The organism is Nocardioides baekrokdamisoli, assembly GCF_003945325.1.
Taxonomy (GTDB): domain Bacteria; phylum Actinomycetota; class Actinomycetes; order Propionibacteriales; family Nocardioidaceae; genus Nocardioides; species Nocardioides baekrokdamisoli.
The window spans coordinates 2,709,207-2,722,512 of sequence record NZ_AP019307.1 but is presented as its reverse complement, the minus strand read 5'-3'; the positions used below and the strand labels follow the sequence as shown (position 1 = coordinate 2,722,512).

The 13,306-nt window shown below is 67.6% G+C and carries 13 protein-coding genes; 7 read left to right on the top strand and 6 right to left on the bottom strand.

Annotation, left to right across the window (positions count from 1 at the left end):
* The first annotated feature begins 95 nt into the window (after window positions 1-95).
* Genes KCTC_RS13345 through cofC form a run of 5 tightly spaced genes read left to right on the top strand, consistent with a single transcriptional unit; the run spans window position 96 to window position 6,497 of the window.
* On the top strand, window positions 96-1,628 hold the full coding sequence (locus KCTC_RS13345) for an FAD-binding protein (RefSeq protein ID WP_231998750.1): 1,533 nt from the start codon (window positions 96-98) through the stop codon (window positions 1,626-1,628).
* A gap of 19 nt (window positions 1,629-1,647) precedes the next feature.
* Window positions 1,648-2,697: an MBL fold metallo-hydrolase gene (locus KCTC_RS13340; RefSeq protein WP_125569709.1), complete on the top strand. Its 1,050-nt coding sequence runs from the start codon at window positions 1,648-1,650 to the stop codon at window positions 2,695-2,697.
* A 2-nt stretch (window positions 2,698-2,699) separates the two neighbouring features.
* Window positions 2,700-5,228: a bifunctional FO biosynthesis protein CofGH gene (locus KCTC_RS13335; RefSeq protein WP_231998749.1), complete on the top strand. Its 2,529-nt coding sequence runs from the start codon at window positions 2,700-2,702 to the stop codon at window positions 5,226-5,228.
* The gene (npdG, locus tag KCTC_RS13330) at window positions 5,225-5,908 is read left to right on the top strand and encodes an NADPH-dependent F420 reductase (RefSeq protein ID WP_125569708.1); all 684 of its coding nucleotides are present in this window, start codon (window positions 5,225-5,227) and stop codon (window positions 5,906-5,908) included. The genes KCTC_RS13335 and npdG overlap by 4 nt, the downstream gene beginning before the upstream one ends.
* On the top strand, window positions 5,886-6,497 hold the full coding sequence (gene cofC, locus KCTC_RS13325) for a 2-phospho-L-lactate guanylyltransferase (RefSeq protein ID WP_125569707.1): 612 nt from the start codon (window positions 5,886-5,888) through the stop codon (window positions 6,495-6,497). Before npdG ends, cofC begins: the two co-directional genes overlap by 23 nt.
* Here the strand turns inward: cofC and cofE are convergent.
* The 3 genes from cofE to KCTC_RS13310 form a co-directional block, all read right to left on the bottom strand.
* On the bottom strand, window positions 6,478-7,365 hold the full coding sequence (gene cofE / locus KCTC_RS13320) for a coenzyme F420-0:L-glutamate ligase (RefSeq protein WP_125569706.1): 888 nt from the start codon (window positions 7,363-7,365) through the stop codon (window positions 6,478-6,480). The genes cofC and cofE overlap by 20 nt on opposite strands.
* Window positions 7,365-8,345 (bottom strand): 2-phospho-L-lactate transferase, encoded by a 981-nt coding sequence (cofD, locus tag KCTC_RS13315; protein WP_125569705.1) that lies wholly within the window; start codon window positions 8,343-8,345, stop codon window positions 7,365-7,367. Before cofD ends, cofE begins: the two co-directional genes overlap by 1 nt.
* Before the next feature lie 72 nt (window positions 8,346-8,417).
* Window positions 8,418-9,335 carry a universal stress protein gene (locus KCTC_RS13310; protein WP_125569704.1) on the bottom strand — a complete coding sequence of 306 codons (918 nt, stop codon included), beginning with the start codon at window positions 9,333-9,335 and terminating at the stop codon, window positions 8,418-8,420.
* A gap of 131 nt (window positions 9,336-9,466) precedes the next feature.
* Here KCTC_RS13310 and KCTC_RS13305 point away from each other — a divergent pair, with 131 nt between their 5' ends.
* Window positions 9,467-10,372: an ABC transporter ATP-binding protein gene (locus KCTC_RS13305; RefSeq protein WP_125569703.1), complete on the top strand. Its 906-nt coding sequence runs from the start codon at window positions 9,467-9,469 to the stop codon at window positions 10,370-10,372.
* Complete coding sequence (locus tag KCTC_RS13300; protein ID WP_125569702.1) at window positions 10,369-11,157, top strand: ABC transporter permease subunit; 789 nt, start codon at window positions 10,369-10,371, stop codon at window positions 11,155-11,157. The genes KCTC_RS13305 and KCTC_RS13300 overlap by 4 nt, the downstream gene beginning before the upstream one ends.
* A gap of 24 nt (window positions 11,158-11,181) precedes the next feature.
* On the opposite strand, the gene KCTC_RS13295 is transcribed toward KCTC_RS13300, so the two are convergent.
* The 3 genes from KCTC_RS13295 to KCTC_RS15100 all read right to left on the bottom strand — a co-directional run bounded on the left by KCTC_RS13295 (window position 11,182) and on the right by KCTC_RS15100 (window position 13,204).
* Window positions 11,182-11,670 carry a flavin reductase family protein gene (locus KCTC_RS13295; protein WP_125569701.1) on the bottom strand — a complete coding sequence of 163 codons (489 nt, stop codon included), beginning with the start codon at window positions 11,668-11,670 and terminating at the stop codon, window positions 11,182-11,184.
* Window positions 11,671-11,750: 80 nt separating this feature from the next.
* Window positions 11,751-12,278: a ribonuclease R family protein gene (locus KCTC_RS15105; protein WP_231998748.1), complete on the bottom strand. Its 528-nt coding sequence runs from the start codon at window positions 12,276-12,278 to the stop codon at window positions 11,751-11,753.
* Window positions 12,275-13,204, bottom strand: a complete 930-nt coding sequence (locus tag KCTC_RS15100) for an RNB domain-containing ribonuclease (RefSeq protein WP_231998747.1) — start codon at window positions 13,202-13,204, stop codon at window positions 12,275-12,277. Before KCTC_RS15100 ends, KCTC_RS15105 begins: the two co-directional genes overlap by 4 nt.
* Between the last annotated feature and the right edge of the window lie 102 nt (window positions 13,205-13,306).

The following is a 13,306-nucleotide window of genomic DNA, read 5'->3' as shown; positions in this document are numbered from 1 at the left end:
TGACCTGATTCACTTGAGCATAAAGTAGAACAGATTCTAGTTTTGGACAAACGGCGCCATTCGCGCCCTCAAATGTGAAGGAACGCGTACGCGCCGTGGCTCAAGACATCCCCTCCGGGCTCACCATCCCCGCAGTATTCGACATCGGCACTCTGACCGCAGACGGGGCCGGAGCCGCTGAACACACCGATGTCGTCGTGGTCGGCTTCGGCATCGCCGGAGGCAGTGCAGCGCTGGAGGCCGCTCGATCCGGAGCGCGAGTGATCCTGCTCGAGCGTGCCTCGACGTACGGCGGCACCAGCGCGATGTCCGGTGGCCACTTCTACCTGGGCGGCGGCACGCCTGTGCAGAGTGCCACCGGTCAGGCCGACTCGGCCGAAGCCATGGCTGCGTACCTCCGCGCCGCGAACCCGACGGCGGCACCGGAGAAGGTGGACGCATTCAGCGACGACTCGGTCGAGCACTTCGGCTGGGTCGAAGCGCTCGGATTCGAGTTCGAGCGCAGCTACTACCCCGAGAAGGCAGTCATCCAGCCCGGCACCGAGGGGCTGATGTACACCGGCAACGAGAAGGTCTGGCCCTTCCGCGATCTCGCCACCCCCGCCCCTCGCGGCCACAAGGTCCCGCGCCCCGGCGAGATGGGCGGCACCCAACTGGTGATGGATCTGATGGCTGGGCGGCTCGAGGAGGCCGGAGTCGAGATCCGGTACGAGACCGGCGCGACCAACCTGATCACCAACGAGACCGGAGACGTCGTCGGTGTCGCGTGGCGGCACTTCGACCAGAGCGGCGTGATCGGCACCGACGCCGTCATCATCGCGGCCGGGGGCTTCGTGATGAACGCCGACATGGTCGCGGCCCACGTGCCACAGCTGCAGGAGAAGCCGTTCACCCTCGGCTCGACGTACGACGACGGACTCGGCCTGCGTCTCGGGTCCTCGGTCGGAGCCGAACTGCAGAACATGGACAGCGCCTTCATCACCGCGCCGGTCTATCCGCCGTCGCGGTTGCTGATGGGCGTGATCGTCAACAAACAGGGCGAGAGGTTCGTGGCCGAGGACTCGTACCACTCACGCACGTCGGGGTTCGTGATGGAGCAGACCGACCATGCGGCGTACCTGATCGTCGACTCCGAGCACATCGAGCACCCCGCGTTCCCGCTGTGCCCCTTCATCGACGGCTGGGACACGATCGAGGAGATGGAGGTCGGGCTCGGTCTGCCCACCGGCAGCCTGGCCGCCACACTGGGTCGCTACAACGAGAACGCCTCCCGAAAGGACGACCCCGACTTCCACAAGTACTCCGAGTGGCTCGAGCCGCAGGACGTCGGCCCGTGGGGGGCGTACGACCTGACGCTGGGGAAGGCGCTGTACGCCGGCTTCACGATGGGCGGGATGCGGACGTCGGTCGACGGCGAGGTCGAACGTGTCGACGGCTCGGCGATCGGCGGGCTGTACGCGGCTGGCGCGTGCGCCTCCAACATCGCCACCGACGGCAAGGGGTACGCGTCGGGCCTGCAACTCGCCGAAGGCTCGTACTTCGGGCGGCGTGCCGGTCGTCATGCCGCATCCCGCAAGGGCCAGAATCAGTCCGTGACCCCGTCCGAGCAGCCCCAGTCGCAAAACTAGAACCTGTTACAGTTTTGTGATGACCTCGACGGGCAGCGGAGCATGGACGGAGCCGGGTTCGTACCCGGTGGCGCCGGGCATCACCCGGATCCCACTCCCCCTTCCGATGGACGGCCTGCGGGCCGTCAACGTGTACGTGATCGAGACCGACTCCGGCCTCGTCCTCGTCGATGGCGGCTGGTCTATCGCTGAATCCCGGACCCAGTTCGAGATCTCGATGAAGGAGGCCGGGTACGCCCTCAGCGACATCCGTCGCTTCCTGGTGACGCACCTGCATCGCGATCACTACACGCAGGCGTACGTGGTCGGCCGAGAGGTCGGCGCCGACGTTGCCCTGGGCTTGGGCGACAAGCCGTCGATGGACCTCATGCACGACCGGTCGATCTCGCACGACCCCAATCTGGATCGACTGAAACTCGCCGGCGCGTACGAACTGGCAGCGAACTGGACGGCGATGATGCCGGCAGAACGTCCACCGATGGACGACTACGGCATGCCCGACCAGTGGCTCGACCGCGATCACACCATCGACATCGGCGGTCGTGTCCTGGCCGCCGTCTCGACGCCCGGCCACACCCAGGGCCACTTCGTGTTCGCCGACGCCTCGGCGGGCGTCCTGTTCGCGGGCGACCACGTGTTGCCGACGATCACACCGTCGATCGGTTTCGAACCGGCATGGGTACGCCAGCCGCTGCGTGACTACCTGGACTCGCTGCGCAAGGTCCGGGAACTGCCCGACCTCCAGTTGCTGCCCGCACACGGGCCGGTGACCGCCAGTTCGCACGCTCGTGTCGACGAACTCGTGGCCCACCACGACGAACGGCTCGACGCCTGTGCCGCCGCGCTCGCCGAAGGCGCAACCACCGCCTGGGAGGTCGCGGCGCTGCTGCCGTGGACGAACCGCGGCCGTCGATTGTCCGAGCTCGATCCGTTCAACAGCACGCTCGCAGCGTTCGAGACGCTGGCACACCTGGACCTGCTCCAGGCACTGGGTCGGGTGACAGTGTCCGAGGCCGATGGCGTCGCGTACTACGCGCAGGCACCGACCGCGGCGACGGTATCGTCGTGACGGTGACAGCAGCTGAGGTCCGGCGGGCGCTCGTACGCGCCGAACGCGGGGCGGCCATCGACGTCGCGGAGGCCGCCGTGTTGCTTGAGGCGCGTGGCGAGGACCTGGTCCGACTCTCGGCGATCGCCTCTTCGATCCGTGATGCGGGTCTGCTCGAGGCCGGCCGCCCGGGCGTGATCACGTACTCACCGAAGGTCTTCCTCCCCGTCACCCGGCTGTGTCGCGATCGCTGCCACTACTGCACGTTCGTCGCGACTCCGAGCCAGTTGGAGCGCTCGGGCGAATCGTTGTTCATGAGCCGCGACGAGGTGCTGGCGGTGGCGCGAGCCGGCGCCGAGGCCGGTTGTGCGGAGGCCCTGTTCACGCTGGGTGATCGGCCCGAGGATCGCTGGCCCGAGGCTCGCCAGTGGCTCGATGAGCGTGGCCACGACTCCACGCTGGGGTACGTTCGCGAACTGGCGATCGCGGTGCTCGAGGATACCGGGCTGCTCCCCCACCTCAACCCCGGGGTGATGTCGTGGGAGGAGATCAACCGCCTCAAGCCGGTTGCCCCGTCGATGGGGATGATGCTCGAGACGACCTCCCGGCGGTTGTACGAGACACCGGGATCGGCGCACTTCGGGTCGCCGGACAAGGATCCGGACGTACGCCTGCGGGTGCTCGAGGACGCCGGCCGGCTGTCCGTGCCCTTCACCACCGGGCTGCTGATCGGGATCGGAGAAACCGCCGCCGAGCGGGCCGAGTCGATCTTCGCGATCCGGAAGGTCGCGCGACAGTACGGCCACATCCAGGAAGTGATCATCCAGAACTTCCGCGCCAAACCGGCCACCGCGATGCGACACAGCGACGACCTCGGCCTGGACGAGTACCGCGCCGCGATCGCGACCGCGCGGATCGTGCTCGGGCCCGGCGTACGCCTGCAGGCTCCGCCGAACCTGGTCGACATCGACGAATGCACGGCGCTGCTCGCGGCGGGCATCGACGACTGGGGTGGCGTCTCGCCGCTGACCCCGGACCACGTGAACCCAGAACGTCCGTGGCCGAGCCTGGACGTCCTGCGCCAGGTGACCGCAGCGTACGGCCGGGCCTTGGCGCCGCGGCTCACCGCGCACCCCTCGTACGTCCTGGCCGGCGAGCCGTGGATCGACCCGCGGGTCCAGCCGCATGTCGCAGCGCTGACCGGGCCCGATGGGCTGATGGCTCCGGGCGTACGCGCCTCGGGCCTGCCCTGGCAGGAACCGGATGCTGCTCTCGTCAGCTCCGGCCGGACCAGCCTGGCGATCGACATCGACATCACCGGGCGTACGCACGACCGCCGGAACGACTTCGACACCATCTACGGCGACTGGGACAGCCTCCACGAGGCGAATGCTCCCGCCCCTCGCGCCGGACGGGTGGCCGCCGACGGACTGGCAGCGCTCGCCGCCGCGGAGGCCGATCCGGGCAACCTTTCCGACGAGCACGCGCTCACCCTCATCACGGCTGAGGGGTCGTTGCTGGCCGAGGTGTGTCGACTGGCCGACGACCTTCGCCGGGAGACCGTCGGCGACGAGATCACCTACGTCGTCAACCGCAACATCAACTTCACCAACGTCTGTTACGTCGGTTGCCGGTTCTGCGCGTTCGCGCAGCGACGCACCGATGCGGACGCGTACTCACTGTCGCTGGACCAGATCGCCGACCGCGCCGAGGAGGCCTGGGATCTCGGCGCCTCCGAGGTCTGCATGCAGGGCGGGATCGACCCTCAACTGCCTGCGAACGCGTACTTCGAGATCGCGCGGGCGGTGAAGGCTCGTGTCCCGCAGATGCATGTGCACGCGTTCAGCCCGATGGAGATCGTCACCGGTGCGTCGCGTACCGGCCTGTCCATCGAGGACTTCCTGATCCAACTCAAGGAATCCGGCGTCGACACGATCCCGGGCACCGCTGCCGAGATCCTCGACGACGACGTCCGCTGGGTACTGACGAAGGGCAAACTTCCGGCCGCGTCGTGGATCGAGGTCGTCACCACGGCACACCGCGTGGGCATCAGGTCCTCCTCGACGATGATGTACGGCCACGTCGACCACCCCGGCCACTGGGTCCAGCACCTGCGAGTGCTGTCGCGGATCCAGGACACTGCGTTGTCCAACGGCGTCGGCGGCTTCACCGAATTCGTCCCGTTGCCGTTCGTGCACCAGATGGCACCGTTGTATCTGGCCGGCGTCGCCCGCCCCGGTCCCACGCATCGCGACAATGTCGCCGTGCACGCGGTCGCGCGGATCATGCTGCACGGACGCATCCCGAACATCCAGACCAGTTGGGTCAAGCTCGGCGTCGACGGCACCCGGGCGATGCTCCGGGCCGGGGCGAACGACCTCGGCGGGACGCTGATGGAGGAGACGATCTCCAGGATGGCCGGGTCGGCCCACGGGTCCGCCAAGACCATCGCCGAACTCGAACAGATCGCAGCCGGCTGCGACCGCCCGACCCGCGAACGCACCACCACGTACGGAACCCCGACCAGGGAACTCTTGAGAGGCATCGCATGACCACCAACCACCTCCGTATTGCGATCATCGGCGGCACCGGCGCGCAGGGCAAGGGCCTGGCGGCCCGCTTTGCCGCGGCCGGTCACACCGTGGCCCTGGGATCACGCGACGCCGAGCGCGCCATCGCGGCCGCGGTGGAACTCAGCGACTTGATGCCGGCAGGGGCCGGAGAGATCTCCGGGGCAGCCAATGAGGCGATCGCCGACGGAGCTGACGTGATCGTGGTCGCGACCCCCTGGGACGACTCCCCCACCAGCGTGGCCTGGCTGGCTCCGTACGCCGCAGGCAAGGTCGTGATCTCCTGCGTCAACCCGCTGGGCTTCGACAAGCGCGGACCGTACGGCCTCGTCGTTGACGCCGGCTCCGCAGCCGAACACATCGCGGCGCAACTGCCCGGGGCACTGGTCGCTGGCGCGTTCCACCACGTGGCCGCACCGAAGCTGGTGAAGGTCGACCAGGCTCTCGGCGACGACGTCCTGGTCGCCTCCGACGACGCGACTGCGATGGCGGTGACGTGCGAGCTCGCCGCGACGGTGGCCGGACGCCCGGGCATCAACGCCGGTGCGCTGCGGATGTGCCGTCACCTCGAGCCGATGACCGCGACCCTGATCTCGATCAACAAGACCTACAAGACCCACTCCGGGATCAACATCAGCAATGTCGAGCTCGCCAGCGACTGACCCGCGCCGCGTCAGCGTCATCGTCCCGGTCAAACGACTCGGGGCGGCGAAGTCGCGTACGCAGTTGCCATCAGCCGCCCGTGAGGAACTCGCTCTCGAACTCATGGCCCGCACGGTTGGCGCGGCACTCGCAGCGACCTCCGTGGCCCGGGTGATCGTTGTTGCCGGGGACGCCGCCGTCGCCGAGGCCGCTCGGACGCTGGGAGCAACGGTCCTCACCGAACCTGGCTCCGGGGGTCTGAATGGTGCCATCGCCGCGGGCCGCGACCACGCTGTGCAGTCATTCCCCGACGATGACGTCGCCGTCGTCGTGGGCGACCTCGCCGACCTCGACTCCGCCGACCTCGACGCCGTCGTCGCTGAGTTCCATCGGACCGGCACGCCGCTGCTGGTCCCGGACCACCTCGGGACCGGCACCACGATGCTGGTGCACGCCCTCGCGGAGTCACCCTCGCTGCTCTTCGGCGTCGACTCGGCGGCTCGGCATCAGGCTGCCGGATACACGTCGTTCGTCGCTGCCCCGTCGAGTGCTCGCCGAGATGTCGACAGCCCGGCCGACGTCGAGTTGTTCAGTTCAGCGGTTCGCTGAGAGCGGCCTGCCAGTCCTCGGCGGACCAGCCGTGGGCGTACAGGATCGCGGCAACTACCTCAGGCCCTGCTCCGGGCACCTGGGCGAGTGCGGCGCGTACGTCCTCGGCTGATGCAGGTCCGCCGAATGCCCCCTGGGTCGACTCATCGCCGATGACGGCGTGCACGACGGCTTCCCGGGCGCCGAGTCCGAACATGTCCTCCGCGTCGGCACGTACCAACGCCACCGCACCCTCGCCGTGCTCGCCGACCGGGAGAACCAGGTCGCCGCGGCCCCGAATGACCGCGAACGGCCGTCCCCCGATCTTGCCCGCGACCAGTTCGGCAGCACCGGTCAACTCATCGGCGACCGCCGGCAGCGTCACCGCCAGGGGGTTGCCGTACGGATCCGTGGTCCCGCGGTAGTCGGCGACGACGTTCACCCCGGCAGCGCCGATCGCAATGTCGGTCTGCCCGACACGCCACGCCCGGCCGGACGTGTCCGAGATGAGGACTCCGACATTGCGACCGACCTTCTCGGCAACGGCCGCGCGGAGCCGTTGGGCCGAGGCATCCGGGTCCTCGGGCAGTAGCACCAGCAGGCCCGGTTCGACGTTGGAGGCGTCGATGCCCGCTGCGGCCATCGTGAGCCCGTGCCGCGTGCGTACGATCGCGGTCTCACCACGTTGGGCGACGACGCGGACCGATTCGCGGGCGATCCACTCAGCTCGCTCCCCTGCGACGACGCGGCCCTCGGACTTGGCGACGATCTTGCTGGTGACGACCACGATGTCGCCATGCTCGAGTTCGGCCACCCCAACCAGCGTCTCTGCGAGATCAGTGTCGGCACCGACCTCGCCGACACCGTCCGGAGCCCAGATCTGGAGCATCAGCGGACCAGTTCGATCGCCGACCGTGCCATGGCAGCCGTCGCATCGACGTCGGTCATCATCAGCGGCACCGCGACCGCCCTGATCGCTGCGGCCTGCAGCGCCGGGACAGCGGAGGCGTCCACGGTGTCGACGAGCCAGCCGTCCAAGACTCCACCAGTCGATCGAGCCCCGTAGTGAAGTCCGACGGCTTCAGCACTCACCCCGACACCTATCGAGGCCAGCATCTGTTCGGCCATCCCGCGTACGTGTGCGCCACCGACGATCGGCGACAGCCCGACGACCGGAGCCGAGGTCGAGCGGATCGCATCGGACAGACCGGGGACCCCCAGGATCGTCCCGACCGAAACCACCGGGTTCGACGGCGGAAGGATCACCAGGTCAGCATCGGCGATCGCGGTGAGGACGGCCGACGTCGGCGCGCTCTGTGCCAGGCCCTGGAAGATCAGCTCGCGAGCGGGCACCTCGGCCCGAAGGCGTACCCAGTATTCCTGGAAGTGGATCGTCCGAGGCCCCTCGGCGTCCTCGATCACCACATGGGTCTCGACCTCGTCGTCGGTCATCGGCAGCAGTTCGACCCCCGGCCGCCAACGCTCACACAACCGCGCCGTCACCTCCGTCAGCGTGGCACCGCCGCGGAGCAATGTCGTACGGAGCAGATGCGTGGCGATGTCACGGTCACCGAGACCGAACCACTCGAGTCCGGCACCGTACGCAGCGAGGTCCTCCTTGGTCGACCAGGTCTCGTCCGTACGCCCCCAACCCCGGTCGCGATCGATGCCGTCGCCGAGCGTGTACATCACGGTGTCGAGGTCCGGGCAGACCCGGAGGCCGTGCACCCACATGTCGTCGCAGGTGTTCGCGACCACCGTGATGTGCGCGTCGGGAAGCAGGTGCTTCAGCCCCTGGAGGAACTTCGCGCCACCCATCCCGCCCGACAACACCACGACTCGGGACGGAGACTGGAACACGTTCTGCATGAGGACACCTTGCCGCATTTCCGCTGACTCGCGGGCACGGGGTCCGGGCTGCGTACCCGCATCGGCAGACGGTCAGGCTCTCAGGAACTCATCATGTTGCTCGACGTCGACCGGGACGACCGGATCGCTGACCGGCAGGACCTCGACCGGACAGTCGGAGGTCCGCAACAGCGCCCGTCCGGTGCCACCGAGGTGGTCGAAGAAGCCCCCGTTGCGATGGTGCCCGAGGAGGATCAGGGTCGCCTCACGCGAGCGGTCCTGGAGTTCGTGCGACGGGTGCCCGTGCACGGCGCGTACGTCGAAGGCTCCTGCGTCATGTCCGACCGCCTCGATCACGGCCTTCGCGACGAAATGTTCGACCATCGTCCGCCAGCGCGGGAAGTCCATCACCGAGTCGACCATCCGGCCGTAACCGGGAGGGAGGTCCCAGACGTGGATGAATTCGATGCCTGCCGCGCGCTCCTGAGCGGCTGCGAATCCGGCCCGCACCAACTCGAGTGAGATGTGGTTGTAGTCGTGGATGCCGACCACGACCAACTCTGGCCGATCGGGGCGCCACGACTCCGGTACGCACGTCACCGGCACGGGCGAGTGCGCACACACCTGCGCGACCATCGAGCCGAACGAGATCCGCTCGAGGAACGGTGTTCGATCCTCGCCGAAGACGATCTCGGAAGCGTGGCGTGCCTCGTGCAACAGCCCGCTGCTGCGTGAACCCACGGTAAGAGTTGAGGTGAGTCGCTCCGACGGCATCAGCGCGCGGGCGTACTCGACCGCCTCGGCAAGGACCGCCTTCCCGACCGTGTCGAAGTCCTGCGGGAGGTAGGGCGTGCCCATCGGCGCAGCGCCGGACATCGGGATGAAGACGGGCGCGACGTGCACCAGATGCAGTCCACGCCCAGATGCGTACGCTCGGTCGGCGCCATGGCGGATCGCGGCGGCACTACCGTCGGATCCGTCAACGCCGACCACGATCGGTCGGGTGTCCATTCGGAGCCTCCTGTGACGGATGGTTCCTTCCAGTACACGCCTGTTGCGGCCGCTTTTCCAGTGGTGATCGATTGCGACTTCTGTCGGAGGGAGCGGTGCCAAAGTTGGCTCCCTCCCCTAGGTTGGACACCGTGATCGAAGCCTCGCATCTCACCAAGTCCTACGGCTCCAAGAAGGCCGTCGACGACCTCAGTTTCAGTGTTCGCCCCGGCATGGTCACCGGCTTCCTCGGCCCCAACGGCGCCGGCAAGTCGACCACCATGCGACTGCTCCTCGATCTGGACGCCGCCACCGGGGGCAGCGCGACCATCAACGGCAAGCGCTACCGCGACCACAAGGCGCCACTGCAGGAAGTCGGCGCACTGTTGGAAGCCAAGGCCATCCACCAGGGGCGTACGGCGCGCAACCACCTCCGCGCGCTCGCTGCAACTCACGGCATCAGCAGGAAGCGTGTCGACGAGGTGATCGGCATCGTCGGTCTGGAGAGCGTCGCCAGCAAACGGGCAGGCGGGTTCTCACTCGGCATGGGCCAGCGGCTGGGCATCGCCTCGGCTCTGCTCGGCGACCCGCACACGCTGCTGCTCGACGAGCCCGTCAACGGCCTCGATCCGGAGGGCGTGCTGTGGATCCGCAACCTGCTCAAGGCGTTGGCTGCTGAAGGCCGCACCGTGTTCGTGAGCAGCCACCTGATGAGCGAGATGGCCGTCACCGCCGAGCACCTGATCGTGATCGGCAAGGGCAAGCTGATCGCCGACACCACGGTTGCCGAACTGACCGCCAACGCCGGTGTCAGCCACGTCCATGTCTCGGCGGCTGACAACACCTCGCTCCGCGAGGCACTCACCCGCGACGGAGTGACCGTCACCGACGCCGATGACGGCTTCGATGTCGTCGGAGTGGATGCCGCCGGCATCGGCGAGATCGCCCTGGCGCGGGGCATCGCGCTGACTCAACTGACCACGCAGAAAGCCACCTTGGAGGAAGCGTTCATGTCCGTCACCCGCGACGCGGTCGACTACCACGGGAGCGCCCAGTGAGCACCGGCACGCTGACCTTCCCCCGCATCCTCAGGGCCGAGTGGATCAAGTTCCGCACGTTGCGATCGACCTGGATCACGTACGCGGTGGCGCTGGTCCTGTCGTTGGGCATCGGAGCGCTGGTGAGCTTCGGCCACGGCCAGGAGGTCCACAACCATCCGGATCGCCACGAGCTCTTCGATCCGGTGATCTTCACCCAGACCGGAGTGTTTCTCGCCCAGTTGGCCATCGGCGTGATGGGCGTGATGAGTGTCACCGGCGAGTACGCGACCGGCATGATCCGCGCCTCCATGACGGCCGTCCCGAAGCGGACTCCCGTCCTGCTCGCGAAGGTCGTGATCTTTGCGCTCGTCACCGTGATCGTGTCACTGGTGATGACGTTCGGGGCGTTCTTCATCGGCCAGGCGATCCTCGCCCAGTGGAACATGAACGGGAGCCTCAGCAGCCCCGGCGCGGTCCGCGGCCTGCTCGGCGCCACGTACTACGTCACCATTGTCGGCCTGATCGGCCTCGGACTCGGCTTCCTGATCCGGAACACTGCGGGCGCGATCGCCTCGGTGGTCGGGCTGGTGTTCGTTCTGCCGATCATCGTCAGCTTCCTGCCATCGTCCTGGTCGCAGCACATCGGCAAGTTCCTGCCGAGCAACATCGCCGGGCACCTCATCGAGACCGTCGGCACGTCGGACTCCGTCCTGACCCGGCCCGTCGCAGTCGCCGTGCTCGCCGCGTACGCGTTGCTCGCGATCGTCCTCGGCTGGTTGGTCATGAAACGCAAGGACGTCTGAACCAACCCGTCGAAGGCCTCCGGCTCAGACCTCGGGTGTGTGCGTCCCGAACAGGCGCCGGTGATACGTCAAAGGCTGCGTCTCGTACGTCGCTGCATCGATCACGTCACAGAAAAGCACCACGTGGTCGCCGCCCGTGACCATGCGCGCGACCTTGACCGCCACATACGCGTGGATGTCTCCGAGTCGGGGTGCGCCGTCAGCGAGGGTCCAGGGCGTCGAGGTGAACCGGTCCTGGTCCCTCCGCGCGAAGCGGAGCGCAAGTTCGGACTGGCTCGCCGACAGCACGTTGACGCCGAGGATCGACCCTTCGCCGATGCGCGACAGCAGGCCGGAGTCGTGCTGCAACGAGATCAGCATCATCGGCGGATCCATCGACAGCGACGCGAACGCGGAGACAGTCGTGCCCCACGGAGTGCCGTCCACCACCGAGGTGACGATCGACACCGGCGCCGCGACGTGCGACATCGCTGCGCGGAAGTTCTTCTCCACCACCGGGTCGGTCTGACTCATCTGCACTCCTCGATCGCTTGAAGAACGCGATCTGAGGACCAATTCTTCCACGAATGTAAGGTTTGCCTGCCCAAAGTTGCTCAGGCGAGCGCGAAGGCGACCTTCCGGGTGGCGACATCGGCGACCGCCAGGGTGACCTTGACCGCCTGGCCAAGCGGCAGATTGACCGTCCCGGTGACCGGGCTTTCGACCGCGGGAGCCTGGATCGTGACCGATCCATGCGTCGGCTCTTTGCCACTGACGTCGACGATGACGCCGTCGAAGATCGCACCGACCTGCGGCGCGAGGATGCCGGCCTCGACCAGATCGAGGATCGCCCTCTCGTACGTCGAGCTGCGGCGGTCGGCGGCCCGCATCTCCTCCGGCACGCGAGTGATGGCGTCCTTGACCCAGGCTGGGACCGGCTGCTTCGCGCAGATCGACACGCAGATCTCCCCCGCGTACCGATCGATCAGGCGCCGCAGCGGTGCCGTGACATGGGCGTACGCGGAAGCCAGCGCGGCCTGGGTGTGCAGTGCGGGCACCTCGCCGTCGAAACCCACGTACCCGCTTCCCCGGAGCAACCTCATGGAAGCGACCAACATCGCCGCCTGCTTCGGGTCACTCACGTCGAGGCTGCGTACGAACTCCGGCACAGTCTGGGCTCCCAGTCCACACCGAGCGCAGCTGCGGTCCGACGCAGGCGGTCGATATCGCGAGGGTCCGGCGGAGGGAGGGTACGCAGCAGCCCGACCTTGGCCCCGAGCATCAGGTTGGCCGCTCCGAAACCGGTCAGCAGCGAGATCTGGGCGTTCCACTCCTCGATCGGCAGCTGCTGACGGAAGTTCAACCGCCACTCCTCGCCCACGACCTCGATCTCCTGATCCGGGAGGTTGAGCGTGATGCCGCCTCGATCGATCTCCTGTTGGATCCGCAGTTCACCGACCTCCTTGAGGAGCCGGATCGTCTCGGCATACGCGTCCGGCAAGGTGTCGTTGTCGAGTGCTGTCTGGACGCTCGCGTAGTCGAGCCGGGCGATCGACTTCACCCGCGCACGCTCGACATGGGTGGACACGATCGCGCCCTTGGCATCGAGTTCGGTCCTCCAGAGCAGCGCCGGCCTGATCTGGTCGGGCAGCAGGCTGGCGGCACCGTGCGACAGGACCTCGGGATGCAACGGCACGCTTGAATCGGCGCCATACAACGTGAGGCCGCGTTTGTTGACCTCGATGTCGAGCGCTCCCCCAGCCGTGACGAAGCTTGCGAGATCGGCGATGGCATAGCGGATCGTGTAGCCGCCGCCATTGCGCTCGATGTGCATCGCTTGGTCGAGATCCATCGATCCCGGCGGGTCGATCGTGACGAACCCGATCGCCGTCTGGTCGTTGTCCGGGAGTACGACGGAGGCGGCGGCACGTTCCGCCTCGGCCAGGACGTCGGCGGCGAAGTCGGTCACCTCCAATTCAGCCTGCAGGGCTGCGACGCCGCGGCGCAGGCTCTGCGCGGCAACGCCGTCATCGGCGTGGGCAACCCGGATCACACGACCTTGAGGCACGTCCACACCGTATCCGCCGAGACCCGACGTCCGTCACGCCGAAACCCGACATCTGCCACTGCGACACCCGACATCTGTCAGGCTGAGATGCGGAATTCGTCG